Annotated in this window: 25 protein-coding genes and 1 tRNA gene; 16 read left to right on the plus strand and 10 right to left on the minus strand. The window is 56.5% G+C overall.

Annotation, left to right across the window (positions count from 1 at the left end):
- The first annotated feature begins 77 nt into the window (after window positions 1–77).
- Window positions 78–1,076, plus strand: coding sequence for an NAD(P)/FAD-dependent oxidoreductase (locus tag FGO67_RS11150; protein WP_338039558.1), 999 nt, complete (start codon window positions 78–80; stop codon window positions 1,074–1,076).
- Here the strand turns inward: FGO67_RS11150 and FGO67_RS11155 are convergent.
- Window positions 1,073–2,566, minus strand: a complete 1,494-nt coding sequence (locus FGO67_RS11155; protein ID WP_203300763.1) for an HD domain-containing protein — start codon at window positions 2,564–2,566, stop codon at window positions 1,073–1,075. The two genes, FGO67_RS11150 and FGO67_RS11155, sit on opposite strands and share 4 nt — an antisense overlap.
- Before the next feature lie 114 nt (window positions 2,567–2,680).
- Here FGO67_RS11155 and FGO67_RS11160 point away from each other — a divergent pair, with 114 nt between their 5' ends.
- From FGO67_RS11160 to FGO67_RS11190, 7 genes are all read left to right on the plus strand, one after another.
- A complete protein-coding gene (locus FGO67_RS11160; RefSeq protein WP_203300764.1) occupies window positions 2,681–3,889 on the plus strand; it encodes a PP2C family protein-serine/threonine phosphatase in 1,209 nt (402 codons plus the stop codon).
- Between the two features lie 14 nt (window positions 3,890–3,903).
- Window positions 3,904–4,395, plus strand: a complete 492-nt coding sequence (locus FGO67_RS11165) for an STAS domain-containing protein (protein WP_203300765.1) — start codon at window positions 3,904–3,906, stop codon at window positions 4,393–4,395.
- 64 nt (window positions 4,396–4,459) lie between these two features.
- On the plus strand, window positions 4,460–5,527 hold the full coding sequence (locus FGO67_RS11170; RefSeq protein WP_203300766.1) for an NAD(P)H-dependent glycerol-3-phosphate dehydrogenase: 1,068 nt from the start codon (window positions 4,460–4,462) through the stop codon (window positions 5,525–5,527).
- 24 nt (window positions 5,528–5,551) lie between these two features.
- Complete coding sequence (locus tag FGO67_RS11175) at window positions 5,552–6,001, plus strand: histidine phosphatase family protein (protein WP_203300767.1); 450 nt, start codon at window positions 5,552–5,554, stop codon at window positions 5,999–6,001.
- Window positions 6,002–6,044: 43 nt separating this feature from the next.
- On the plus strand, window positions 6,045–6,941 hold the full coding sequence (locus FGO67_RS11180; protein WP_203300768.1) for a radical SAM protein: 897 nt from the start codon (window positions 6,045–6,047) through the stop codon (window positions 6,939–6,941).
- A 31-nt stretch (window positions 6,942–6,972) separates the two neighbouring features.
- Window positions 6,973–7,530, plus strand: a complete 558-nt coding sequence (locus tag FGO67_RS11185; protein WP_203300769.1) for a DUF1285 domain-containing protein — start codon at window positions 6,973–6,975, stop codon at window positions 7,528–7,530.
- Window positions 7,531–7,739: 209 nt separating this feature from the next.
- Window positions 7,740–8,201, plus strand: coding sequence for an FKBP-type peptidyl-prolyl cis-trans isomerase (locus FGO67_RS11190; protein WP_203300770.1), 462 nt, complete (start codon window positions 7,740–7,742; stop codon window positions 8,199–8,201).
- Window positions 8,202–8,315: 114 nt separating this feature from the next.
- On the opposite strand, the gene FGO67_RS11195 is transcribed toward FGO67_RS11190, so the two are convergent.
- Window positions 8,316–9,968 carry a 4Fe-4S dicluster domain-containing protein gene (locus tag FGO67_RS11195; protein WP_203300771.1) on the minus strand — a complete coding sequence of 551 codons (1,653 nt, stop codon included), beginning with the start codon at window positions 9,966–9,968 and terminating at the stop codon, window positions 8,316–8,318.
- 526 nt (window positions 9,969–10,494) lie between these two features.
- On the opposite strand from FGO67_RS11195, the gene FGO67_RS11200 reads away from it, so the two are divergent.
- From FGO67_RS11200 to FGO67_RS11210, 3 genes are all read left to right on the plus strand, one after another.
- On the plus strand, window positions 10,495–11,244 hold the full coding sequence (locus FGO67_RS11200) for an electron transfer flavoprotein subunit beta/FixA family protein (protein ID WP_041338405.1): 750 nt from the start codon (window positions 10,495–10,497) through the stop codon (window positions 11,242–11,244).
- Complete coding sequence (locus tag FGO67_RS11205) at window positions 11,245–12,186, plus strand: electron transfer flavoprotein subunit alpha/FixB family protein (protein ID WP_203300772.1); 942 nt, start codon at window positions 11,245–11,247, stop codon at window positions 12,184–12,186.
- Between the two features lie 107 nt (window positions 12,187–12,293).
- Window positions 12,294–13,136, plus strand: coding sequence for a putative RNA methyltransferase (locus tag FGO67_RS11210; RefSeq protein ID WP_203300773.1), 843 nt, complete (start codon window positions 12,294–12,296; stop codon window positions 13,134–13,136).
- 15 nt (window positions 13,137–13,151) lie between these two features.
- Here FGO67_RS11210 and FGO67_RS11215 read toward each other — a convergent pair whose 3' ends face one another.
- Together FGO67_RS11215 and FGO67_RS11220 are read right to left on the minus strand one after the other, a co-directional pair.
- The gene (locus FGO67_RS11215) at window positions 13,152–13,634 is read right to left on the minus strand and encodes a hypothetical protein (protein ID WP_238942336.1); all 483 of its coding nucleotides are present in this window, start codon (window positions 13,632–13,634) and stop codon (window positions 13,152–13,154) included.
- A 12-nt stretch (window positions 13,635–13,646) separates the two neighbouring features.
- Window positions 13,647–13,976 (minus strand): hypothetical protein, encoded by a 330-nt coding sequence (locus FGO67_RS11220; protein ID WP_203300774.1) that lies wholly within the window; start codon window positions 13,974–13,976, stop codon window positions 13,647–13,649.
- Between the two features lie 209 nt (window positions 13,977–14,185).
- On the opposite strand from FGO67_RS11220, the gene FGO67_RS11225 reads away from it, so the two are divergent.
- Window positions 14,186–14,605: a hypothetical protein gene (locus FGO67_RS11225; protein ID WP_203300775.1), complete on the plus strand. Its 420-nt coding sequence runs from the start codon at window positions 14,186–14,188 to the stop codon at window positions 14,603–14,605.
- 30 nt (window positions 14,606–14,635) lie between these two features.
- Window positions 14,636–15,877, plus strand: coding sequence for a saccharopine dehydrogenase family protein (locus FGO67_RS11230; protein ID WP_203300776.1), 1,242 nt, complete (start codon window positions 14,636–14,638; stop codon window positions 15,875–15,877).
- A gap of 9 nt (window positions 15,878–15,886) precedes the next feature.
- Here the strand turns inward: FGO67_RS11230 and cydC are convergent, their stop codons facing one another.
- From cydC to FGO67_RS11250, 4 genes are read right to left on the minus strand one after another with little or no spacing between them, the layout of a single operon-like run.
- The gene (cydC, locus tag FGO67_RS11235; protein ID WP_203300777.1) at window positions 15,887–17,503 is read right to left on the minus strand and encodes a thiol reductant ABC exporter subunit CydC; all 1,617 of its coding nucleotides are present in this window, start codon (window positions 17,501–17,503) and stop codon (window positions 15,887–15,889) included.
- Window positions 17,496–19,223 (minus strand): thiol reductant ABC exporter subunit CydD, encoded by a 1,728-nt coding sequence (cydD, locus tag FGO67_RS11240; protein WP_338039559.1) that lies wholly within the window; start codon window positions 19,221–19,223, stop codon window positions 17,496–17,498. Before cydD ends, cydC begins: the two co-directional genes overlap by 8 nt.
- A complete protein-coding gene (gene cydB / locus FGO67_RS11245; RefSeq protein ID WP_203301189.1) occupies window positions 19,224–20,225 on the minus strand; it encodes a cytochrome d ubiquinol oxidase subunit II in 1,002 nt (333 codons plus the stop codon).
- A gap of 2 nt (window positions 20,226–20,227) precedes the next feature.
- Window positions 20,228–21,661, minus strand: a complete 1,434-nt coding sequence (locus FGO67_RS11250; protein WP_203300778.1) for a cytochrome ubiquinol oxidase subunit I — start codon at window positions 21,659–21,661, stop codon at window positions 20,228–20,230.
- Between the two features lie 180 nt (window positions 21,662–21,841).
- Between FGO67_RS11250 and FGO67_RS11255 the strand changes: the two genes are divergently transcribed.
- From FGO67_RS11255 to FGO67_RS11265, 3 genes are all read left to right on the plus strand, one after another.
- Window positions 21,842–22,471: a class I SAM-dependent methyltransferase gene (locus FGO67_RS11255; protein ID WP_203301190.1), complete on the plus strand. Its 630-nt coding sequence runs from the start codon at window positions 21,842–21,844 to the stop codon at window positions 22,469–22,471.
- Between the two features lie 79 nt (window positions 22,472–22,550).
- Window positions 22,551–22,637, plus strand: a tRNA-Leu gene (locus FGO67_RS11260).
- A 182-nt stretch (window positions 22,638–22,819) separates the two neighbouring features.
- Window positions 22,820–24,790: a bifunctional diguanylate cyclase/phosphodiesterase gene (locus FGO67_RS11265; protein WP_203300779.1), complete on the plus strand. Its 1,971-nt coding sequence runs from the start codon at window positions 22,820–22,822 to the stop codon at window positions 24,788–24,790.
- Between the two features lie 3 nt (window positions 24,791–24,793).
- Here FGO67_RS11265 and FGO67_RS11270 read toward each other — a convergent pair whose 3' ends face one another.
- Together FGO67_RS11270 and FGO67_RS11275 are read right to left on the minus strand one after the other, a co-directional pair.
- Entirely contained in the window at window positions 24,794–25,666 is an 873-nt protein-coding gene (locus tag FGO67_RS11270; RefSeq protein WP_203300780.1) for a DMT family transporter, read from the minus strand.
- A 42-nt stretch (window positions 25,667–25,708) separates the two neighbouring features.
- The gene (locus FGO67_RS11275) at window positions 25,709–25,852 is read right to left on the minus strand and encodes a hypothetical protein (protein WP_203300781.1); all 144 of its coding nucleotides are present in this window, start codon (window positions 25,850–25,852) and stop codon (window positions 25,709–25,711) included.
- Window positions 25,853–25,863 lie beyond the last annotated feature (11 nt).

The following is a 25,863-nucleotide window of genomic DNA, read 5'->3' on the forward strand; positions in this document are numbered from 1 at the left end:
CGAAACGCTTGCAGGGTTGTACGTTTTAACTTGTTACTTTGGATGCACACTAGACCATGAATAATCAGTCAGCTCAGATGCCTGTTATACGCCGGGTAGCCATCGTTGGTTCAGGTTTGTCCGGTTTGACGGCCGGAATTCGGTTACAGCTACAAGGACATCACGTAAAGGTGTTCGAGAAAAGCCGAGGTCCCGGTGGCAGGCTTGCCGCGAAGCGGGTACCGGGCGGCTCCGCTGACGTGGGCGCCCAGTACTTCACGTCCCGGAATCCTGAGTTTCTGCCGTTTCTACGGGAGTTCGCAGGCGATCAGAGTTTCGCGATCTGGCAGGGTCGGTTTGGATTCCTTGATGAGTCCGGCAATTGGGGCAACTTTCCGGATGAACCCCGCTACGTCGGTGCGCCCAGAATGACCGCAATCACCCGAGCATTGTCAGGCCATGTCGACGTAACCGCTGAAACCCGGGTCGAGCGGCTCGAACGTTCGGGCGATCAATGGCTGTTGGTCGATACCGAAGGCAACTTCCTGGGTGAATTTGACCAGGTCATTATTACCGCGCCCCCGGCACAGGCCCAAACCCTGTTGGCAAACAGTCAGCTTTCCCGCCTTGTGGCGGAGCTGGATGAGCCGGTACAGAAGGTGCTGCCATGCTGGGCGGTTGCAGCCCATTTCGAAACCTCGCCTTGGTGCCACCACGAGGGTATGAGGGTTGAACACCCGGTGCTTTATTGGCTTGCCAACAACTCCAGCAAGCCCGGACGAGATGACGACGGACACTGGTGGGTACTGCACGCCAACCCGGAGTGGACCAAGCAACATGTGGAAACCCCGGCCGAGCGGGTCGCGGAACTTATGGTCGATGCTTTCCGGGACTTGACCGGGTTCAGTACCGAGCCAGACAGCCTGGTAACGCACCGGTGGCTGTATGCCCGCTCTCGGGATGGCGATCAGCCCGGGCACCTGTGGTTTGCCGATGACAGCATCGGCATCGCCGGGGACTGGTTGTCCGGTGGGCGAGTGGAGGGTGCTTTTGACAGTGCCAGCAGCCTGGTCGCGGCGATAACGGGAGAAGGCTAGAACTCGCTCCCGGAACGATCGCGGTTATCGGTGGCAGTCACCGCCGGCCGGGTATAGAAATGCGTGATGGTGCCATCGCGGAATTTGCTGAAGAAAGCGCTGACATCCGTGATCTTCTTAATCGATCGTTTCCGGGTGATGGGGGCACGGGTCAGTACCTTGATACCATTAAAGTTGTCCTGAATGTTGGAGAAGCGGGCCCGCATTGAGCAGGTGACGACTTTCTCCGCATCCAGCCCCAATTCCTGCGCCAGCCAGGCGCTATGGCGTTCAATGCCACGTTGGCTCAGGTCCTCTCGGGTATCGAGGTGGTTCAGCTTGATCCGGTTTACGATGCAGAACGAAAAGCTGCCGGGATGCTTGCGGGCCACTTTCCGGAACGCTTCCCAAAAAAAGTTATCGGTCAGTTCCGCGAAGTAACGCATATCGCTGAGGCAGGTGTCCACCCAGTCGAAATTCTCTGGGTCCTCGAGCACCTCATTAATCGCCTCCCTTAAGAGCCAGTCAAACCCGAGCGCAGTCTTGTGGGCGTAGACCTTCCGGTACATTTGATGGCGACTGTAGACAAAATCCTCCAGCGCGCCGAGACCTTTCTGGGTGATTGCCAGGCCCAGCCAAGGCTCAGACACATCCCAACCAAAACGCAGGTTGCTCAGCAGGTGGTCCAGATTGAAGCCGCCGATGGTGACTGAGGAGTGGAAGCCGTCCCTGAGCATGTAATCGGCGCGGTCGGCATCAATTTCACCGGAGACAATCGATTTCAGCAGGTCCATGACCATCCGCGGAACATCGCGACCGATCAGTGAGGCGGATTCCGCGTCTTCCCCGGCAATAAAGGCCCAGAAAGTCTGGGCATGGCGGCAAAAGGTTTCACTGGGCGTAACGTCGGTGGTTTCCATGATGCCGATGACATCCCGGGCATGGAGGCCGGCGCGTTCAAGATCCACCGCGGACAGGACGTCATGGGCCACGCGAACCGAGTAATGTTCGTGCTCAAGTTCTGCCGGCTCCTCACTGTGGTAAGCGGAAAAGTCCACACCTTGCCAGAGGTCGGAAAAACGGCCAGGGCGTGACATCAGCGCCCGAATGCGACGAGCCTGGGTAAATTGATGGGAAAAGCTTGAGTGGCCACTGTCGTGCAGCAGGCAGCCAAGCCGAATGGTCTTCGCCAGGTAGTCGATGGCATCGAGCTGGCTCAGGCTGAGATCGGTAAGGTCGCTGAGCTGGCGCTCCCGCAGATAGGCGTCAATCATGGACCGGAACATCCGGCTCCCCACATGCATCACGCCGATGCTATGCAGAAAACGGGAATGGGTGGCCCCTGGAAAGACAAGGCTCAGGATATCGTTCTGGCAGATGTTCCTGAGGCGTTGGAACAGCGGGTGGTCGATCACGTGGATTTCGTGCCGGTAGAGTGGGATTCCGCCATGCACCGGATCCATGATCAGCTTGTCATAAGCGCCAAGTAAGTCGTTTACCGCTCGTCTCATCACCGGATTACCCCCAAATTCATCAAACTGGCCTTGTTATATCACAGGGTCGTGCCAGAATAGGCTTATTAAAGCCAATTTTTCTTTTATCGCTGGTAGTTTAGGGCAGTAGCCATGACCTCGCGCACTGAGCGCATTCTCATTATTGACGCCGATGAAACGGCCCGCACGGATCTGTCCCGCTATCTGGAAGCCCGAGGCTTTTACGTTTCCGGATACCCCAGTGTTGCCTCTGCCAAGACCCTGTTCGACGACAATGCTCCCGACGTGATCTTCGCCGATCTGCCGCCGGAATCGATCAAAGGCCTGGCCGCGCGGCTGGAAGAGGCGGACGTCTTCTCCCCCATTGTCTGCTGTTCCACCAGTGAATCCAGTGCCGATGTGGTCGCTGCGCTTCGGGCCGGCGCGGCCGACTTTGTCTTGAAGCCCTGCAATAACGACAAGGGCGCACTGGACGATGTGATCGAGAAACTGTTTGATCGGGTTCGGGTGAATCGGCTCAACCAGTTGTATCGCCACGAGCTGGAGGAGGCGAATCGCGACCTGCGTAATGGCATCGCCGAACTGCGGGCCGATCAGCGGGCTGGTCGAAAAGTGCAGCTAAAAATGCTTCCGGACCGGGTCGAGGATCTGCTAGGGCTGAAGATAGACCACCTGATCAAGCCGTCGCTGTATCTGAGTGGCGATTTTCTGGACTATTTCCAGATTTCGCCGAATCAGGTTTTGGTCTACATCGCCGATGTCTCCGGCCATGGGGCGAGCTCTGCGTTTGTAACCGTGTTGCTAAAGAATCTGACCAATCGTCTGCAGCGCAATCTTCGCAGACACTCCAGTGATGACATACTGTACCCCGACCGTTTACTGGAACGCATTAATTCGGAATTGCTGGATACCGGGCTCGGAAAACACGTAACCGTATTTGTTGGCATTATTTCCATCGCTGAGCGTACATTGACGTATGCTGTTGGGGCCCATTTCCCGATGCCGATTCTTTCATTCGAGGGTGGAGACGCGGCTTTCTTGGAGGGAAGCGGGCTGCCAGTAGGGCTCTTTGAGACACCAACGTGGGAGGTTTACGAAATCTCCCTAGACAAACCGTTTCGGTTAACTCTGTTCTCGGACGGAATTTTAGAGGTCATCCCGGCAAAAAGCCTGGATGAAAAGGAAAGGACACTACTTGAACTCGTGTCGGGAGGTCGTCACACTATCGGCTCCCTGAGCGAGGCTCTAAATCTCGACGAGATCACGGAATTACCGGATGATATAGCGATCGTCTCGGTATCTGACGCCATAATGGATTCAGTCAACAGGTCGTCGAAATAGTGGCAGTGTGAAGCATGGCTGGTTATAAGATCCTGCAAGCTGAAAAACAGGGCATTTATGTCCTGAAGTTTATTGGAGAGATCCGGCTGAACCTGTGTTCAACGCTGGATAATCTGGTTGAGTCCATTACCCAGGATCCCGAATTCAAGACGGTGGTCATTGATCTCACTGAAACCGAGATTATCGACAGCACCACGCTGGGTTTGCTGGCCAAGATCGGCATGGCTGCTCAGCAGCAGAGTCATTTTCTGGCCACTCTGATTTCCACCAATCCGGATATTACCCGCATCATCACTTCCATGGGGTTCGACAAGATATTCATCATTGTCAGGGAGCCCGCGTCCCGCATTGAAGAGCTTGAAGAAATCCCTGTACTGAAAGCCAGCGAACAACAAGTTCGAGATAAAGTCCTTGATGCTCACAAGGTATTAATGGGCCTGAACAGTCGAAACAGGGAAGAGTTCAAGAGTCTGGTGCGTGCCCTTGAGTGTGAAGAGCCCAGTTAAAGGCATTGTGCCGACTCGGCATCTTCCAGATTCTCACCCGACTAGATAACACAACGGATTAACTATGCCTGAGAAAAATGGACCTCAAAGTAATGGGGACGCCGTTCCGGTGCACGACGTAGCGGTGCTTGGCGGCGGCAGCTTTGGTACCGCAATGACCAAGGTGCTGGCGGAAAACGGTCATCGCGTGCATTTCTGGATGCGCGATGCGGCCCAAGTTGAGGAAATCGACACCACCTCCATCAACAGTCGGTACATGCCCGATGTTAAATTGAGCGGAGATGTCCTGCCTACCACCGATCTGGCCGAAGCTGTCGGCAAGGCCGAGATCGTATTTGTCGCCATTCCCAGCAAAGCATTCCGAGCTGTAATTCGGGAACACTCTGATGAGTTCCGCGATGGTCAGATTGTTATCAGCCTGACGAAGGGCATCGAAGAGCACGGCTTCAAACTGATGAGTGAGATTCTTCAGGAGGAGATTCCCCGCTGCCGTATTGGTGTGTTGAGTGGGCCCAACCTGGCTGGAGAAATCGTTAACCGCGACCTGACCGCCACGGTAATTGCCGCCAAGGACCCGGATGTACGCCGCACCGCTCAAGATTTGTTGGGTTGTGAATACTTCAGAGTTTACGCGAACGTTGATATCTATGGTGTTGAATTAGCAGGTGCTTTGAAAAATATTTACGCCATCGTTGCGGGCCTGTCATCGGCCCTGGACATGGGCGAGAACGCCAAGGCCATGCTGATTACCCGTGGCCTGGCAGAGATGAGTCGCTTTGCCGTCAGCCTGGGGGCAAACCCCATGACGTTTATGGGGCTGGCGGGTGTTGGCGACCTCATCGTGACCTGCACCTCATCCAAGAGCCGGAATTTCAGGGTTGGTTACGCTGTCGGCAAAGGCCAGAACCTGGATGACGCCGTTGCCGAGCTGGGCCAGGTGGCCGAGGGTATCTACACCCTGAAGCTGGTGAAGGAAAAGTCCGAGGCGATTGGCATCTATATGCCGCTGGTTCGCGGTCTGTATGAAATCCTTTACGGCAACGCGTCGATCAAGGCAGTCATTAACAGCTTGATGATGGCGGTGCAGAACTCCGACGTGGAGTTCATTCTGCCCCGCACCATCACTCAGTAACGCACACGTACCGGAGGATTGCCAGTGCAAGTGCTCGTGATGCGCCATGGTGAAGCGGGTTGGCATACCCTGGACCAGGAGCGGGAGCTGACGGAAGTCGGCCGGCTTCATGCTGCCGAGTGTGCCGCTCAGATTGCGGATTCGCCCTGGCGGCCAAAGCTGATCTGGACCAGTCCGTATGTGCGGGCGCGCGAAACCGCAGCCATCGTGTCCGAAATCCTGAATTGTCCGGTGGAGGAAAAGCCGTTCCTGACCCCGGACGATGACCCCGGGCTATGCCTGGAGGCGCTGCTGGAGCACAACTCCTCGCCGCTGTTACTGGTGGCACACATGCCTTTGGTCGGCAGTCTTTCAACGTTGCTGGTGGATGGTCATCGTCATGGCATCCCGTTCATGACCTCCCAGGCGGTGGTATTGGATATGCCGGTGGTCGGACCCGGTTGTGCCGACTTGAAAGCCCAGTTTCTGCCCTAATTTTCGTTCTAACGCACCCACTGTGATGTGCTGAGTCACTCTTATGTACAGTTTCCCCATTGATTACGTCGAGCCGGTCTTTCGACCGCCAAGTGAAGCCAAGTCACTGATATTACCAGTTACCAACGGCTGCTCCTGGAACAAATGCACCTTCTGCGAGATGTACACGCAGCCCCAGAAGAAATTCCGGGCCCGCAAGCCCGAGGATGTCCGCGCCGACATTGAGAAGGCGGCCCGCAGCCTGGGTGGCGTGCGGCGGGTCTTTCTCGCTGATGGCGACGCAATGGTATTGCCGACCCGCCGGTTGCTGGAAATTCTCGCTGATCTCAGGGCTGCATTTCCGGACCTGCAGCGTGTGTCCAGCTACTGTCTGCCCCGTAATCTGGCCAAGAAGACCGTGGAAGAGCTAGCCCAGCTGAAAGAAGCCGGTCTGCAGATTCTGTACGTGGGCATGGAGTCGGGAGACGACGAGGTCTTGAACCGGGTAAACAAGGGCGAATCCTGGGAATCCACCCGTTCGGCGCTGGTGAAGATCCGTAAAGCTGGCCTGACCAGCTCGGTGATGGTGCTCAATGGCTTGGGCGGGGAGAGTCTGTCGCGGCAGCACGCCATTAACACCGCAACCCTGTGTAACGAAACCCAGCCCGATTACCTGTCGACCCTGGTCGTTAGTTTCCCTCAGGGGGAAGAGCGATTCCGATCCGGATTCGGGGATGACTTCGTACCCCTGTCCCAGCAGGGCTTGTTCGAAGAGATTCGATTGTTCCTGGAACATCTGGATCTCGACCGAACGATCTTTCGGAGCGACCACGCTTCAAACTACCTCGTTCTAAAGGGCACCTTGGGGCGGGATAAAGAGAAAATGCTCGAGCAGGTCAATTTCGCCATCACCAACCCCGGAGCGGCACCGCTCCGGGCAGAGTGGATGCGCGGCTTATAGCCGTTCTTTCGATGTTAGCGGGAGTTGTTGCATGAGTCAGAATCCGGAAACTATTGCCAGTCAGGTTGAGCAAACTGCAAGCAAATCAGGACTGCCGCCACTTGATCAGTGGCACCCCGAGTTGTCCGGCGACATGGATTTGCGCGTGTCCCGGGACGGTCAGTGGATCTACAAGGGTGAGCCGCTTGCCCGTGAGGCTATTGTACGTCTGTTCTCAACCATCCTGCGTCGTGAAGACGATGGCGAGTTTTATCTGGTCACGCCGGTGGAAAAATGGCGCATCCAGGTGGAAGATGCCCCCTTATTGGCTCATTCCCTGACAGTGGAAGCTGACGGGGCAGAACAGGTCATCAAGCTGACCACCAACGTTGGCGAAGTTCTTGCGGTTGGTGATGACCACCCGCTGGAGGTAGGCAGCTACTCTGGCACTGATGAGCCGCGCCCGATCATTCATGTGCGCCACGGTGTTACAGCGAGACTGTTAACCGCTGCTTTTTACGATCTGGCAGAGCATGTGGTTGAACGTCAGGGGCAGGCTGGGCCTGAGCTCGGCGTGTTTAGTAACGGAAATTTCTACAAAATCGGGTAGGGTGGTTGAAAACCCTTACCGCGTCCCCATCAATGACGGTAGAAAACGCATTCAGTCAGTTGTTAAACTGTGTTTTCATACTTGTTACGAGCCTGGCTCTCTAACGAGGCCCGGTGGTCGTCAGTCCCTCTGTGCAGTCCGGCTGTTCAAGATCACTTTCGATTGCCTTAATTCAATTAAACAGTCATTGCGACACGCAAGGAGATCACATGGCCCAACCTCGTGTTGTCACCATCCATTACACGCTCACCAATGATCAGGGAGAGCAGCTTGACTCCTCCCGTGTAGAAGGTCGTGAGCCGCTGTCATACCTGGAAGGTGCTCAGAACATTATCGGTGGACTGGAAAGTGCACTGAATGAAAAGAACCCTGGCGACCAGGTCAAGGTATCTGTTGAGCCGGCTGAAGGTTACGGTGAGCTGAACGAAGAGCTGGTACAGCCGGTTCCCCGTTCTGCATTTGAAGGCGTCGACACCATCGAGCCTGGCATGCAGTTCCAAGCGCAGACTCCGGGCGGCCCCCAGGTAGTTCGCGTTGTAGAAGTTGGCGATGAAACCGTTACTATCGATGCCAACCATCCGCTGGCAGGCCAGACCCTGCACTTCGACGTAGAAGTTGTCGAAGCGCGCGATGCGACTGACGAAGAGCAAGAGCACGGTCACGCTCACTAAGCTTTTCTGAAGTTTCTGCGAAAACGGCTCCAACTGGAGCCGTTTTTTTATGCCTGGAAGAAAATCAGGGCAAAAAAACGGCCCAACAAAGGGCCGTTTTTTCGCTAACCGAATTTACATATTCGGGTAGTTGGGACCACCGCCACCTTCCGGCGTTACCCAGTTGATGTTCTGTGCAGGATCCTTGATGTCACAGGTCTTGCAGTGAACACAGTTCTGGGCGTTGATCTGGAACTTCTTTCCGCTGCCGTCTTCTTTCTCGATAACTTCGTAAACCCCGGCCGGGCAGTAACGCTGTGCCGGTTCGTTGTACTTCGGCAGGTTCTCGTTCAGCGGGATGTCCGGATCGGTCAGCTTCAGGTGAACCGGCTGATCTTCCTCGTGGTTGGTGTTGGAAATAAACACCGAGGACAGGCGATCGAAGGTCAACTTGTTGTCTGGCTTCGGATAGCTGATCTGCTTGGCTTCAGAGGCCGGCTTCAGCGTGGCGTAATCCGGTGTTGTGTCGTGGAAGGTGAATGGCAGACTGCCGCGCAGGATGTTCTGCTCGACGAATGCGATCGCACCACCGACGAAGTTGCCAAATTTGTGCATGGCCGGGCCAAAGTTACGTTCCGCGTATAGCTCCTTGTAAAGCCAGCTGTCTTCGAAACGCTGCTGGAAGCTGGTGATTTCCTCACCGCTCTTGCCTTCTTTCAGGGCCTCGAAGACTGCTTCCGCGCCCAGCAGGCCAGATTTCATGGCAGTGTGGGAGCCTTTGATTTTGGAGCTGTTCAGGGTGCCGGCGTCACAGCCAAGCAGAAGACCGCCAGGGAAGCTCATCTTCGGCAGGGCGTTGTAGCCACCCTTGCTGATAGCACGAGCGCCGTAGGACACGCGCTTGCCGCCTTCCAGGTACTTGGAGACTTCCGGGTGCAGCTTCAGGCGCTGGAATTCTTCAAATGGGCTCAGGTGCGGGTTACTGTAGGACAGATCAGTGATCAGGCCGACGTAAACCTGGCCGTTTTCCAGGTGATAAAGGAAAGAACCGCCGGTCGTACCGCTTTCGCTCAGCGGCCAGCCAGTGGTGTGCACAACCAGGCCTGGCTCGTGTTTGGCAGGATCAATGTCCCACAGCTCTTTGATACCGATACCGTAGTGCTGCGGATCCTTGCCTTCGTCCAGCTTGAATTCGTTGATCAGGCGCTTGCCCAGGTGACCACGACAGCCCTCTGTAAACAGAGTGTACTTTGCGCGTAGCTCCATGCCTGGCATGTAGCCGTCTTTCTCGGAACCGTCACGGGCTACGCCCATATCACCGGTGATGATGCCCTTAACCTGGCCATCTTCAATGATGGTCTCGGAGGCAGCAAAGCCAGGGTAAACCTCAACGCCCAGCTGCTCGGCCTGTTCAGCCAGCCAGCGGCATAGGTTGCCCAGGCTGATGATGTAGTTGCCGTGGTTGTGCATGTTTTTCGGCACAAAGCCATTCGGAATCTTGGTCGCTTTCTCCTGGTTCTTCAGCAGGAAAATGTCATCCCGGGTGACCGGTGTGTTCAGCGGGGCACCTTTCTCTTTCCAGTCCGGGAAGAGTTCGTTGAGGGCAGTGGGCTCGAACACGGTACCGGCAAGGATGTGCGCGCCGATTTCGGAACCTTTCTCTACCACGCATACGGTGAGTTCTTCGCCAGCTTCCTGTGCCAACTGCATGACACGGCAAGCTGCCGACAGGCCTGCAGGCCCGCCGCCGACGATAAGAACATCAAACTCCATCGATTCGCGTTCCACGTTGGTCTCCTCAAACTTCTTTTAATGGATATTGTGTGCCCGCAGGCGGAATTCTGGGGCGCCATCATACCGGTAAAACTGCCTATAGACGACTGCCCAAAGCCGATCACACCGACTATTAACCGAAAGGATATCGTATTTGCTGAATCAAACAAACGTTTGTTTGAAATTCTGCCTCTCCTTTGGCATTGTACGTGTACACCGAAACATCGTGTGTTCTGAGGCGTTTTTTAGTATCGTCTCACTGCCCGGCCGAGTCAACAACGGCTGATTGGCCTGAAAATCGCTCCTGACGCGTCGAGCGGGCCTATTGACCCGTTCACCCTTTGCCTGCAGTATTAGTCCGCCGTGACAGCAGGCCCCGCGTGAGGAAGCTGTTTGTAACGTTCGGCGTGAAGACCCATAATTCTGGCTTCATACCGAAACTACAGGAATCAAGAATACTCCGAGGTCCGCAGCTGCGGGGTCGCAAAAGAGTGTTTCTGATTGCGAGTCTTTAAACCCATCGTAGAAGAACGAGGAATCTATGAAGGTTCTGGTCGCTGTAAAACGAGTAATCGACTACAACGTAAAGGTGCGCGTCAAGCCGGACAACACCGGTGTTGATCTCGCCAACGTCAAGATGGCAATGAACCCGTTCTGTGAAATCGCGGTTGAAGAAGCGGTTCGCTTGAAAGAGAAGGGTGTTGCCAGTGAAATCGTGGTGGTCTCTATCGGCCCGAAAGCTGCACAGGAGCAGATCCGAACTGCACTGGCCCTGGGCGCAGACCGTGGTATCCACGTGGAAACCGACGAAGAGGTTCAGTCCCTCGAAGCGGCCAAGCTGCTGAAAAGTGTTGTCGAGAAAGAAGAGCCGAAGCTGGTTATTCTCGGCAAACAGTCCATCGATTCCGACAACAACCAGACTGGCCAGATGCTTGCAGCACTGACTGGCATGGCGCAGGGCACTTTTGCGTCAGAAGTGGTTGTTGAAGGCGAGAAGGTCAACGTAACCCGCGAAGTAGACGGTGGTCTGATGACCGTGTCTCTGAACCTGCCGGCGGTTGTTACCACAGACCTGCGCCTGAACGAGCCGCGTTACGCCTCGCTCCCGAACATCATGAAGGCGAAGAAGAAGCCGCTCGAATCCATGAGCCCGGCTGATCTGGGCGTCGACATCGCCCCGCGCCTGTCCACACTGAAGGTTGAAGCACCTGCTTCTCGTCAGGCCGGCGTGAAAGTGGCAGACGTTGCAGAGCTCGTCGATAAACTGAAGAACGAAGCGAAGGTGATCTAAATGAGCATCCTTGTAATTGCTGAACATGACAACAGCAGCCTGAAGCAGGCTACCCTGAATGTTGTAGCGGCCGCCAAGGCCATCGGCGGAGACATCGACGTACTGGTTGCCGGCGAGAACTGCGGTGCCGTTGCAGAAGCTGCTGCCAAGGCTGAAGGCGTTAACAAGGTACTGGTTGCCGACAACGCTGCATACGGCCACTTCCTGGGTGAAAACCTGGGTGAGCTGGTTGCCGAAGTAGGCAAGGGCTACAGCCATATCCTGGCCGCTGCCGGTACCGTGGGCAAAGACTTTATGCCACGGGTTGCTGCACTGCTGGACGTTGCGCAGGTGTCCGACATCATGCGTGTGGAGTCCGAAGATACCTTCGTGCGCCCGATCTACGCAGGTAACGCGATTGCCACTGTAAAATCCAGTGACAGCATCAAAGTAATCACGGTTCGCCCGACCGCTTTCGACCCAGTCGCTGGTGAAGGTGGCTCCGCAGCTGTCGAACAGCTGGACGTTGTAAAAGACGCTGGCTTGTCCCAGTTCGTAAGCGAAGAGCTGGCCAAGTCTGACCGTCCAGATCTGGCAAGCGCCGGTATCGTTGTTTCCGGTGGTCGTGGCATGCAGAACGGTGACAACTTCAAAATGTTGGAGCAGGTAGCCGATCTGATGGGTGCTGCTGTTGGCGCATCCCGTGCTGCTGTCGACGCTGGCTTCGTACCGAACGACATGCAGGTTGGCCAGACCGGTAAGATTGTTGCTCCGCAGCTGTACATTGCCGTGGGTATCTCCGGTGCCATCCAGCACTTGGCTGGTATGTCTGACTCCAAGGTGATCGTCGCGATCAACAAGGACGAAGAAGCACCGATCTTCCAGGTGGCTGATTACGGCCTGGTAGCGGATCTGTTTGAAGCAGTACCGCAGCTGGAAGAAGAGTTGAAGAAAGTTCTGTAACTTTCTGGACGCTTGAAAAAGGCACCTTCGGGTGCCTTTTTTGTTGGGCGGTCATAAAATAGACCTGCCAGAGTCACCGAACCATCCTGATAGCCGGAATCTTTCCCATGCCCCTCACTCCTTTTGACGCACTGGCGTGTCCACTCGATGGCCAGACTTTGCACCGCGATGGCAATAGCTGGCGCTGCGAATCCGGGCACAGCTTTGACATCGCCCGACAGGGCTATGTGCACTTGTTGCCGGTGCAAAAGAAGCGGTCCCGTGAGCCTGGCGACAGCAAAGAGATGGTGGCCGCGCGCCAGCGTTTCCTGAATGCCGGCTTCTACGATGCCATCTCTGATGCTGTGAACCGAATTGTGGCCGGCGGCTTGCCGGAATCGGACGTGGTACGTCTACTGGATGCCGGGTGTGGTGAGGGTTATTACACTCGGCGCCTGGCCGAATCTCAGCCAGAAAGCCGCGAGGTTGCGGTAGTTGGTCTGGATATTTCCAAGTGGGCGGTGCTGGCTGCTGCCAAGCAGGACAAACAGATGAGCTGGGTGGTGGGGAGTAACGCCAACCTGCCGGTATTGCCCTGCACGCTGGATGCTGTGCTGTGCCTGTTCGGCTTTCCGGTTTACGGTGAATTCCATCGGGTCCTGAAATCAGGTGGTCTTGTGTTGCAGGTAGATGCAGGACCGGATCACCTTCGGGAGCTGCGGGAAATCATCTACCCGGAGCTAAAACCGGAAAAGTCCAGGAATGAGGCCGCGCCGGAAGGCTTCAAACTGGCCGCATCGGAGTCGGTTCGCCACACCCTGACCCTGAGGGGGCAGGAGGTGATTGCGGATTTGCTGGCGATGACGCCACATCTTTATCGTGCCAGCGCCGAGGGCCGGGAGAGGGCGGCAAAGCTGAGCGAGCTGACGGTCACGGTAGACGTTGTGTTGCAGCACTACGCCAAGCTCTGATAGCCGCCAGACGGATCATTTACCGGTCTTGGGGGTGTCGCTTGCGCCGGGCCTTTTCGAGGCAAGTTGTTTTTCCGCCTTACCGATGATCAGGGTGTCGGCCAGAATGTGCAGGGCTTTGTTGGTGGTTCGGACGGTTTTGTACACCGTTTTGCTGGTTTGATCGTGGGTTTCACGCGCTTTTCGGGCGCTCTGGCGGAATTCCTCGTCTCGGGAAAATAGGTCGATCAGGCCAAATGTGGTGCTGGAAATCGCCCTATGAACTTTTTCAACAGCACTGGTGCCGCCGGAAACCGTGTCCTCAAGCAGTTTGGCCCGATTGCGGACCTCCTGCAGTTCCATCCGGCGTTTCTGGATGTTGCTCTGGGCGGCAATCCGTCGAGCGTTAAGAATCCTCAGTTGCCGTCGAGAAGCTTGTAGTTGGCTCAGCGTGAAGCCCAGCGCGATCAGCGAAGCGAGTAGCAGGATTGCCGGAACGATCAGGGAAGTGCTCATCATATCGATTGCCCCTTAGCGGTATTCGATGTGCATCTGAACATCGATTTCCCGCTCCGCCATCTCGGTCTCCAGCTCTTTCATCACTTCCTGGTAAACCATTTTCCGCACCATGACCGGCAGCTTGTCGGCAAGCATGCGACCCGAGCGGGATTCCCGCTTGGCGATGGCGATGGGATCCAGTACTCGTAGGGTTAGCACCAGCTCGGGGTCGGGAGCTTCGCCGTCAATGTCGTCGGACTCCATCATCTGCCCGATCATCCTTCGTTGCTCAATGACCTGCCAACACAGAAAGCCACTGAAGACGGCAAGAATCAGGCTTACTATCACCAGAGTTGTGATCAATCTATACCTCCTCGGCGTCATCATGAGTTCTGCAACTCAGTGTGCCCGATTAACGACTGTAAGCGATTGGCCCAGCCGACGGGAATGACTTGGTTTGCATGGAATGCAGGCGCAGACACAGCATCGGCAATAACATTTGCAGTGTGTTGCGGTGCTGTGCAGAATCAACTACTTAAGACTAAAGAATAATTCACTGACAGGGACCCATTATGGTCTGGATTAAGGCTTTTTTCGCCGGTTTTATTGCAACCCTGATCTTTCACCAGGGGTTGTTCATGGTGTTCTTTCTGGCTGACATGGTGCCAATGGCACCGTTCAATTTATCGCCAGTGCCGCCACTGGGCGTACCCTCAGTTCTCTCCCTGGCTTTCTTCGGTGGGCTCTGGGGTATGTTGCTTTGGCTTCTTGTTGGCCGTTTGGCCGGGGCCAAGTACTGGCTCGGCCATGTTCTGGTGGGTGCGATCGGGCCAACCGCCGTTGCCATGCTGGTGGTGTTCCCTTTAAAAGGCCTTGAGGCGTCTGCTCAGACCTGGGTGGGTGGCCTGCTGCTTAACGGCTTCTGGGGTCTGGGTGTTGCAGTGTTTATGGTCGTGATGGATGCCCGCGCGCAACGCACGATCGGTTCATAACCTAATCATATAAAACGCAAAGGATAAGCAATGACTAAATCAGCAGAAACGACCTACGATCTGGTCGTATTTGGCGCCACCAGTTTTGTTGGCCAAATCCTCACCCGATATCTGCTTGAGACCTACGGACTAGGGAAAACGGTAAACTGGGCCATAGCCGGCCGTTCCGAATCCAAACTGAATACCCTGAAAAACGATCTCGGCAGCAAGGCCAAAAATCTTCCGGTCATCCTGGCCGATGCCGCTGATGAGCAGGCGCTTCAGGCCATGTGTGCCCAGAGCCGAGTGATTATCTCCACCGTGGGCCCCTACGCCCTGTACGGAGAGCCGCTGGTTCAGGCCTGCGTGCGTGCAGGTACGGATTACTGCGACCTTACCGGGGAAGTGCAATGGATCCGCAAGATGGTCGACCGGTATGAGGACGAGGCCAAAGCCTCCGGTGCACGCATCGTGCATTGCTGTGGCTTCGATTCCATTCCGTCCGATATGGGTGTCTGGTTCCTGCAGCAACAAGCCGAGCAGACATTTGGTGAACCGTGCCAGGATGTCCGGATGCGGGTAAAAGCGCTCAAGGGCGAGTTCTCCGGCGGCACCGTCGCTTCCATGATGAACATCGCCAAAGAAGCCGGTGCGGATCCCAAACTGCGCAAAGAACTGGCTAACCCGTTTTCAATTTCTCCAGCGGGACATCGCTCCGAGGCTCGCCAGCCCAGCCTCAAGGGCGCCGAGTACGATAAGACTTTCGACGTCTGGCTGGCGCCGTTTGTGATGGGTGCGATCAACACCCGCATCGTCCACCGTTCCAACGGGCTACAGAACGCGCGTTACGGGAAGGAATTCACCTACGATGAAGCGATGATGACGGGCCGGGGCATGAAGGGGCGGTTGGCCGCCTACAGCATCACCGGCGGCCTTGGCGCTTTCTTCACGGCGTCGGCGATCAAACCCACACGCTGGTTGGTAGAGAAGTTCGTGCCGCAGCCCGGCGAAGGGCCCGGCCCGGAAGCCCAGAAAGCCGGGTACTACGACCTGCGCTTTGTGGGCCGTACCCAGGACGGCAAAACCATCATCACCAAGGTAACCGGCGACCAGGACCCGGGCTACGGTTCAACCGGCAAGATGCTGGGCGAAGCCGGAATGTGCCTGGCCTTCGACATTCCCGCCGAGAAAGAGGGCGGTTTCTGGACGCCGTCCTCCCTGCTGAATGGTAGTCTGATGGACCGCTTGACCAGCAAGGCGGGCCTGACCTTTGAGGTTCTGGAAACCCGCTAATGACCGGGTTCAGGAAATCAGGTGAATCACGCGGTCGGTGTCCGGTAGGGCATCCGGCCCGTGGCCCAGCGCAATCACCGCTTTCCCTTTCAGCCAGCAACGCAGGTTATGACAGATGCGCTCCCGAGTGGGCACATCTACCCCGGTAAAAGGTTCGTCGAGTATCAGCAAGGGTGCCGGATTCAACAGTACCCGGGCCAAAGCAATCCGGCGGGCTTCGCCACCGGACAGCCGGCTTCCGCTGTTGCCGAGCCAGGTATCCAGCAGATCAGATTCACTTGCGAACCGCTCACCCAATTCGACCAGCTCCAATACCCGCCATAGTGCAGCATCGCTCGCCGTGGGGTCGCCCACCCGCAAATTCGCTTTCAAGGTATCCTCGAACAGCACCGTGCTCTGAGTCAGGTAACTCAGTGGAAGGTGCGCTATATCGCCCTGAAACGCGGGCACCAGACCCGCCAGTACATCGGCAAGGGTCGATTTCCCGCTTCCGGAGTGACCAATGATGCCCAGGTGCTCCCCGCAGGCAACGTTCAGGTTGAAGTGCATGAGGATCGGCGGAGCATCGTCGTATCGCACGCCAAGCTCTGTTGCGACCAGCGCCGTGCCTTTTGATGGCTCGTTGGTAGGGATTTTCTGCTCGCCGGGACCGCTCAGGGAATCCCGGTTCAGGCGGATGGCGGCGGTCTCGCTGGCGCCCAGCTTGCCAAAGGCTTCCGGCAGGCCCCCATAAACCTCGGCCAGTCCCAGCAGGGCAATGGGCAACAACACCAGCACCGGCCCTGAAATTTGCCCAGATTGAAACAGCCCAAACCCGGCCCAAAGCACGGCTATAGCGGCAAGGTTGATCAGCAAATGCGTAAACGCCTGGTTCCAACCTACACGCCGGTCTACTTTCGCTTGTTCCTTGGCAAACCCGTGTGCCTGGCGCATCAGCCAGGCCGCATGCTTACCCGTGCGCCCGGCGGCGGTAAGCTCAGCAAAGCCTTCAAGGTGCTCAATAATATGGGTGCGCAAATCCTCCTCGCTATCGCTGAGCCGACGGGAAGTCTGTCGCGTTCGTAAAAGCGTCCCGATGGTTGAAAAGAGCAGGGCGCTCGCCAGCAACAATCCTAGCCACAGGGCGAGCCGGACATCGAACAGAACCGCGGCCAGAAACACGGCCAGCAGGCTGACCACTGCGGCCAGAGCAGTCGGCGCGATCAGGCGAAGATACAGTGTATCCAGAGCGTCTACGTCGCGGGTTAATCTCGATAGCCACTGGGCGCCCGATAGCCCAAGACGCTGACTGCGAGGCGTGGCCGCTAGTTGCCGGAACAGCCGGGTTCGAATATCAGACAGCTGGCGTAACACCGTATCGTGGTTATAGACCCGCTCCAGATAGCGCCCGACTGTTCGGACAATGGCAAACAGACGAATTCCACCACCGGGCGTGTAGAGGTTGATTGAGGCCTGAACTCCAGCTGCAAGCAGAAGGCCTGTCAGTGCCGTCTCCGTGATGAACCAGCCCGACAGCGCCAGAAGCCCCATACCTGAAATCACAGTGATCAGGAGCAGCAGGCCGCCAACTGAGAGCCGGCCCCAGCGCTGAAAAATCAGGCGTAACCAGGGCAGCAGCTCACGCATCCCGCAGTTCCCCTTCAGACACCAGTAATACCCGGTCAGCCAGAGTGAGCAGTGCCTGGTGATGGGTTGAGAAAATTAGCGTCTTACCGGCTTCGGCCAGCTTGTGCAGGGCCTCGATCACATGCACCTCGCTGTCGGTATCCAGGCCCGCAGTTGGCTCGTCCAGCAGGATCAGGTCGTAATCCGCCACAAAGATGCGGGCCAGGCTTAACCGCCGTGCCTGCCCACCGGACAGGCCTTGGCCGTCTTCCGAGACCTGGCTGTAAATGCCTGCATCACGGCTGTCCAGTAGTGGCCTTAGGCCCGCATTGGAGAGGGCTGCTTCGATGGCGATGTCGGAAGCGTCGGGACGGGTCAGGCGAAGGTTATCGGCCCAGGAGCCCTGAACCAGGAAGCCGGTTTGCCCAAGCCAGCCAAAACTAAAGGAACCTGGTGGTTTGCCGAATACCGAAATCGATCCGCCATCTGGCATCACGAACCCGGCCAACAAATGAAGCAGGCTGCTTTTGCCACCTCCGGACGGACCAGTAAGTGCGATGCAATCACCTTTCTCAAACGTCAGTGATACATCCGAAAAGACCGGCTTGGCCTGTTGGTAGGATAGGCCCACCGCGCCCAGACGAACGCTGTCCTCAACCTTATCCTCGTACTGGATATCGTTACCACAGCGCGGAGAATCGCGTTCAAGATCGTTCATTCGGGCCAGAATCTCGGCACCAGCCCCCAGAGCGGAGGCCCGGTCGTGATAGTGCTGGGAAAGGCTTCGCAATGGCTGGAAGAATTCTGGCGCCAGCAGCAGAATCAGCAGCCCGGAAAACAGGGTCAATTCGTTTGCGGGTCCAAAGGTGATGTACCCCAGCAAGCCAAAGCCAACGTAGATCGCGATCACCGCTATCGCCATCGAGGCAAAGAATTCCAGAACCGCGGACGACAGGAAGGCAATTCGGAGGGTCTTCATGGTGATGCGTCGATAGGCATCTGAGCGGGTGGCGAGCAATGAGGCGGCGGTGTCGGTCTGGCCAAACAGTTGCAGTGTGGTGAGCCCGCGGACCTTATCCAAGAACTGCCCGGAGAGCCGGCTGATCGTCTGGAAGTGCTGCTGGTTGAGCCTCTCCGCGCCCATCCCTACGAGTGCCATGAACAGTGGAATGAGTGGTGCGGACAACAGCAGGAGCAGGCCTGCGATCCAATCCAGGGTAAATGTCAGGATCAGTATGAGACTGGGAATAATTAAGGCGAGTACCAGCTGGGGCAGGAACCGGGCGTAATAACCGTGCAGAGCCTCAACGTGATCCAGCCATTCCCGGGTCAAGGCGCCCGCGGAGAAATGGCTCAGGGCGACTGGGCCAGCGGCGTTCCAGTGCTGGTGAATCTGCCGCCGGGCATCGCACCGGACATGCTCACTACACCGGGCAGCCATGCGGGTTTGCATTCCCTGGCCGAGGGCGCGAACAAGCACGGCGGCCACGAGCACGAGAAATAGGGGAGAAAGCTCTGAGACCGGCACAGCCTCACCAACGCCCCGATGCACAATCAGGGCGAACATGGCCATTTGCACCAGGGTAGCAATGCCGGTGACCACCCCCGCCACTACGGCACCGTACATCCACCGGCGGTTGCTCTTACCGAGCTCTGCCAACCATTGCTTTACCTGGCGCTGATCCGAGGCTGAAGCAGATTCTTCAGCCACTGAAGAGTTTGGATCGGCTGTTTCTGCCACTTAATGGTAGCCCTCGCCTGCACGAACCTTGCCGCGAAAAACCCAATACGTCCATGCGGTATAGACCAGCACAATCGGGATTACAAACAGCAGGCCCAGCAACAGGAAAAGCTGGGATTCGTAGGCGGAGGACGCCTGCCACAGGGTGTAATCAGGCGGAACAACGTATGGCCATCGGCTGACTATAAGCCCCAGATAGGTGGTGATGAACAGCCCCATGGTCGCTACGAAGGGCATACCTTCGAATCGGTTTCTTACTGAACGGTAGATTTGGAAGGCGCACAACAGGGTGAGCACCGGCAATACCCAGATCACGCTGAGGTTGTTAAACCAGCGGTCCCGAACCAGCTCATCAACGAATGGTGTCCAGATGCTGATAACACCAAACACCGCCAGAACCGCGGCTAGCAACGGTAAGGTAAGGCGATAGGCCCAGGCCTGTAGCTCGCCTTCGGTTTTCATAATCAGCCAGGTGGCGCCGAGCAGGGCGTAGCCGGCGAGCATGCCAAAGCCGGTAAGCATTGAGAACGGCGTTAACCAATCCAGGGCACCGCCTACATATACACCGTTTGCGGTTTCAAAGCCCTGGATATAGGCACCTACAACTGCGCCCTGGGCGAAAGACGCAACCGTCGAGCCGCCGGCAAAGGCCCAGTTCCAGAGGTACCGGGAGGTTCGGGCCTTGAACCGGAACTCAAACGCCACGCCCCGGAAAATCAGGCCGGCGACCAGCAGAAACACGCCGATGTAAAGCGCGGGCAGGAAAATCGTGTAGACCAGCGGGAAGGCGGCCAGCAGGCCAGTGCCACCCAGCACCAGCCAGGTCTCGTTGCCATCCCAGACCGGTGCAACTGTATTCATCATGACATCCCGCGCCTCCTCGTCTGGTGCGAACGGAAACAGGATGCCCACGCCAAGATCGAAGCCGTCCATCAGCACATACATGATGATGCCGAAACCAATAATAAACGCCCAGATCAGGGGCAGATCGAAGAGTTCCATCATCAGTGACCCTCCTGAGATTCCGGGTTGCCAGGGTGGCTGTGCTGGTCATATTCAAAGGGAACGTGGGCCGCAGAGAAGGGCCGGCTTGGACGCTCGGCTTCGTACTCACCGTCATCGTGGCTTTCTTCCATGCCCACGTAGAGCACCCGAAGCAGGTAATAGATCCCCGCCGAGAAGACCAGGGCATATACCAGCATGTAGCCAAGCAAGGTGAATAGGGCCATTCCGCCGGTAAGGGACGGCGTGAGCGATTCGGCGTGAGTCATCACCTCGTACACCAGCCAGGGCGCGCGCCCGGTTTCGGTGACAATCCAGCCAGCCAGGACCGCGAGAAATGGAGTAAAACTCATAAACCGCAGACCGTTGAGGAACCAAGTACTGCGCCAGTAGCGGCCGCCTGCACGGAGGATCAGGCCAGTTACCGCAAAAAGGATCATCAGCATGCCGAGGCCCACCATCACCCGAAACGCCCAGAACACAATGGCAACCGGTGGCTGCTCCGCAACCGGCGTCTCATTCAGGCCGGGAACCTCTCCATCCCATTCGTGGGTAAGGATCAGGCTGGCGAGACCAGGCACGCCAATCTCGAAAAGATTGCTCTGGCTGTCCTGATCGGGAATGGCAAACAGGAGCAGCGGAACATTTTTCGATGTCTCCCAATTGCCCTCCATCGCTGCCACTTTTGTGGGCTGGTGTTCCAGGGTGTTCAGGCCATGGAAATCGCCGACTACGGCTTGGGCCGGGGCAATGAACAAGAGTAACCACAGGCACATCGAAAGCGCTTTTCGATTGGCCTCAACCTCGCGCCCGCGCAACAGATACCAGGCACTGACGCCAGCCACCACAAAGCTCCCGGTTAGAAAGGAGGCGAGGGCCATGTGTAGGAATCGATAGGGGAAGGACGGATTAAAAATCGCCTCACTCCAGGACGTCACATGAAAAACGCCCTCCCTGAGCTCGTAACCCGCGGGTGTGTGCATCCAACTGTTGGCTGATAGAATCCAAAACGATGAGATGAAAGTACCCGTGGCCACCATCACCGCCGCTAGCAGATGCACACCGGCCGGAACCTTGTCGCGCCCGAACAGGAGAATGCCCAGGAAGGCTGCTTCCAGGAAGAAGGCTGTGATGACCTCGTAACTGAGTACTGGCCCGAGAAAGTTCGCGGAGGCCTGGGCAAAGTTGCTCCAGTTAGTACCGAACTGAAACGACATGACAATGCCAGACACCACGCCCATGCCGAAGACTACCGCAAACACCGTGGTCCAGAAGGCCGACAGTTTAGCCCAGACGCCATCACCGGTTTTGAACGCCAGTCCTTCCAGAACGGCGATAAACGAGGCCAGTCCAATGGTAAACACCGGGAAAATGGCGTGAAAAGACACCACAAACGCGAACTGGATTCGCGAAAGAAGAAGAGGATCTAGTTCCATTGGAACCCTCCGGTAACTCGCACATCTCAATAAACGAGAGCAAGAACTCTCGCAGCCGCTGCCTTGGCGCCTATTGTCTGTTGTTATTACCGGCAGATGGTTACCATGCTACTAAAAACCTGGGCAAATTCGATAGGGCGCATTTCCACCCATATTATCGACGACAACGATGGTAACTCCATGAGCTTTTACGAAGAACGCATCTTGCCCCACCTGATCGACCGCGCCTGCTCTGTGGGCCAGGTGATGAAACTTCGGCAACAGGTAGTGCCCAGAGCCCGCGGTGTTGTACTGGAGGTGGGCATGGGGTCAGGTATAAACCTTCAATTCTACAAGCCGGATTTGGTGGAACTGGTTTATGGCCTGGAGCCATCAGAGGGGATGCGCCGCAAGGCCTCCGGCAATCTTGAGCGCTCGCCCGTTGAGGTGAAATGGCTCGATCTGCCGGGCGAAAAGATTCCCTTGCCCGACGAGAGTGTGGATACCGTGCTGCTGACCTTTACGCTGTGCACCATTCCCGATTGGAGCGCAGCACTTCAGCAAATGAAACGCGTGCTAAAACCTGGGGGCATACTGCTGTTCCTTGAGCACGGTGAATCGCCAGACGCCAGCACCCAGAAGTGGCAACACCGGATTACACCAGGTTGGCGCAAAATCGCGGGCGGCTGCCACCTGAATCGCCACATTGCTGACCTTATTCGCAGCGCTGGCTTCGAGATCACCGAGCTGGAAAACCTCTACGTACCTAAGACACCCAGGATCGCGGGATACATTTATAAAGGCCGGGCCACTAAGCCCGCCGAATCCTGACAGGTGAGGGCGCCTGGAATCGGAATTGCGTTACCGAACCGGCCCTTATACAATTCGGCCCGTCTGATTGCCCTCCGATGCTCCGGTGGTGAAATTGGTAGACACAAGAGACTTAAAATCTCTCGACCTCACGGTCGTGCCGGTTCGATTCCGGCCCGGAGCACCATGCTTTGCCCGAATTGCTCGCTTGCCCTCGTCGAATAACTTCGCTCTTACTTTCTCTAAACTCGCACCTTGAAAGTCATTTCCTCCTAAATTCCAGAAACATGGAACCAATTGCTGCGGACTTACGTGAGGATTTATACGTACACTTCGTGCGCATGCCGATTGGCCCGGGAAGGAATGTGAATGGCTCAATTCAAAGCACTCTTTGTTTCCACGCGCGCGGAGTATTTTCGGCTTGAGTTAGCGGAACAGCTGTTCAAGCGAGGACGGGAGATTCCGCTGGTCGGCATCTTGGCTGCAGTCACCTGCGCAACTCTGTTCCAAACCGCCGAAAACAAGGGCGCACTCACGATCTGGGCGATCACGTTCATTGCGCTTTATGCCGCTTCCTATCTGGCCCTGTTCTTGCCCCGGCGAAAGCCCAACGCCGATACCTACGCAGTCTGGACCCGAAACTTTATCTGGGCGTTCGCAAGCTATGGAGTGATGTGGGGAGTGTTCACCTTCATCTGCCTGGAGTCGCTTGGATTCTGGCAGGAAGTGGCGCTGTTTATGATCCTGTTTGCCATAGTTTCGGTGCCCATGCCAGTGCTGGCCTACTGTTTGCCCGCGGCCATCCTGCACCCAATCCTGGTGCTTGGTAGTGCCAGCGCACTCCTGATTCAGAAGAGTCTGGAGCCCGGCATGAATCATGAAACCTCGCTGCTGGTAATGCTTCTGGTGGCCAGTGTGATGTCGACTTACAAGCAAATGGTTATGGCCAAGAATCTGGTGTCGTCGGTTGATGACAAGCGCCGGCTCTCGACCAGTGTGTCGACTATTCAGAAGATGAAGCGGGAAAAATACCAGGATACCGTCACCGGGATGCTGAACCTTGAGGGCATGGTGTGCCATATGCGCAAGGCCCGTCTCTCGGGTGGCACCGGCTACACGTTGTTGTCGCTCAAAGTTGATGACCTGGAGCAGATGTACTCAACCCATACCAAAGCCATCGTCGACCGCTTGGTAAAGGTGGTCGCCAGGCGAATCGAGAATCCCGGGAGTGGTGCTTTGACCGTTGCCCACGTTGGTTTGGGCGAGTACCTGATATTGACGCCGGAACAGGATGTCGAGGCGGAGGAGGGCACCATCGGAGACCTGTTTCAGGCCTTTAATCATCCCTATTTCTCCGGAACCAAGCAGCTGTACTTGACGGTATCTATCGGCGCTACCTCGCTGTGCGGCGACGAGCATGATGAATCCGCGGTGATCAGCAAGGCGGTTTCTGCCATGCGCGAAGCCTCCAAAAATCCGGGCAACTCGTTTGCACGCTATGACGCTTCGATGTCAGATCGGTTCAACCGTTGGATGGGCATTCGCTCGCAACTTCAACATGCCATTAAATCCAATGAATTTACGGTGTTTCTGCAACCCAAAGTGGAAATAGAGACTGGCGCTGTCAGCAGCGCCGAAGCCCTCATCCGTTGGCAAAGCCCCACCATGGGCATCGTCAACCCGGCCGATTTCATTCCCATTGCCGAATCCACTGGCGACATCATGGCGGTGGGGCGCTGGGTGCTGAGAGAGGCCGCGCTTCTGGTACAGAATCCGATGCTGCCTGAGGCGTTCTCCATCGCCGTCAATGTCTCGGTAAAGCAGTTTGCAGACCCCAAGCTGATCGACCTGCTTGAAGAGATCGCGCAACAGCTGAAAGGCACTCAGCGTCGAATCGACCTTGAGATTACCGAGAGCGCGTTGATGCTTGAGAGTGTTGAGGTGAAGATGATGCTCCGGGACATCGAACGGCTTGGCTTTGGTGTGGCTCTGGACGATTTCGGAACCGGCTACTCGTCACTCAGCTACCTGACTCAACTGAATGCCGACACGGTGAAACTGGATAAATCTTTTCTTGACGAAATTCCGGTGAACACCAAGCACGCCGCGTTTGTTTCGTCGGTGATACTGATGGCAAAAACTCTTGGCTTGAAACTGGTCGCTGAGGGCGTCGAGCGTAAGGATCAGCTGGACTGGCTGGCGCTGAATCAGTGCGACGCGGTTCAGGGCTATCTGTTCTCTCGTCCGTTGGCATTCCCAGATCTTTTGAGTTGGCTGGAACGTCGCACGACCCAGTCCGAGGTTAACGAGTCGCAACTACTGACTGTAAGTCCAACGTAGTTCTCACCGAAGACTGGCCCTTCGATAGCGGCGAACCTCTATCCAGCCATGGGCAACCAGAGCCGAGAACACGATCACCCCGCCGAACAGGCTGAGCCTGGTGGGCACTTCGTCCAATACCAGCCAGACCAAAAAGGCACCGATTACGGTTTCCAGCAGCAGCATCATGCTTACTTCCGCCGCTGGTATGTAGCGTGGACCGATCTGAATCAGTGTGGCGGCGATTGGCAGGAAAAACAGGCAGAGCAGGGCGATAAATAAGCTGTCCCGCAATGATGGCAGCTTGGCGCCACCGGCCACTGCAGCCAATGCTGCCAACACAAGGGCTCCGAACATCAGCATCACGCTCATGTCGGCATCCGGTTTGGAGCGGGCGACGTTCAAATTGGCAGCGATGCCAATGGCCGCCACAACCGCCATAACCAATCCCAACGGTTCGCCTCGGCCCCACTCGCCAATGGCCATGATGGATGCGCCGGTTACGCACACCACGATAATGACCCAGGTTCGCCGTGGCAGGGTTTCTTTCCAGATCAGCCAGGCGATGAGGGCCGCAATCACCGGTGCGGTGTTGAGGATGATCAGCACATTGCCGGCAGCGGTGTTTTTCATCCCGACCACGAAGCCCAGGGTGCTGACTGCGAAGGCACAGGCGCAGAACCAGCCCTTCCAGCCGCACCGCTTCATTTCCGGGACCAGCTGTGACCGGTAACGTACCGAGTTGATAATCAGGAAGCTGAGGGCAAGTAACAGGCCCCGCCAGAACAAAAACACCACCGGATCCACAGAGGTAATTTTTACCAGCAGGGCGTCTGGTGTAATAAACAGAACCCCAAGCGCCGCGATGGCCAGTCCTTTGATGCGTGTGGTGTGCAATGGTTACTTCCCTTTAAACGAGCAGTTGGGACCGTCAGTTGGTTACGGACTGTCCTGCTTGGGCACCGGTTCAATCCGGTTTATATCGCCGGTAGGCGGAGCCGGTTGATCCTGATAGATCACCAGCAAGCCACCGCCAATAATGGCTACCGCGACAATGGCCTTAAAAATCGTCGACTTCAACATCAGTCTCTCCT

The organism is Marinobacter sediminum, from assembly GCF_016820575.1.
Taxonomy (GTDB): Bacteria; Pseudomonadota; Gammaproteobacteria; order Pseudomonadales; family Oleiphilaceae; genus Marinobacter; species Marinobacter sediminum.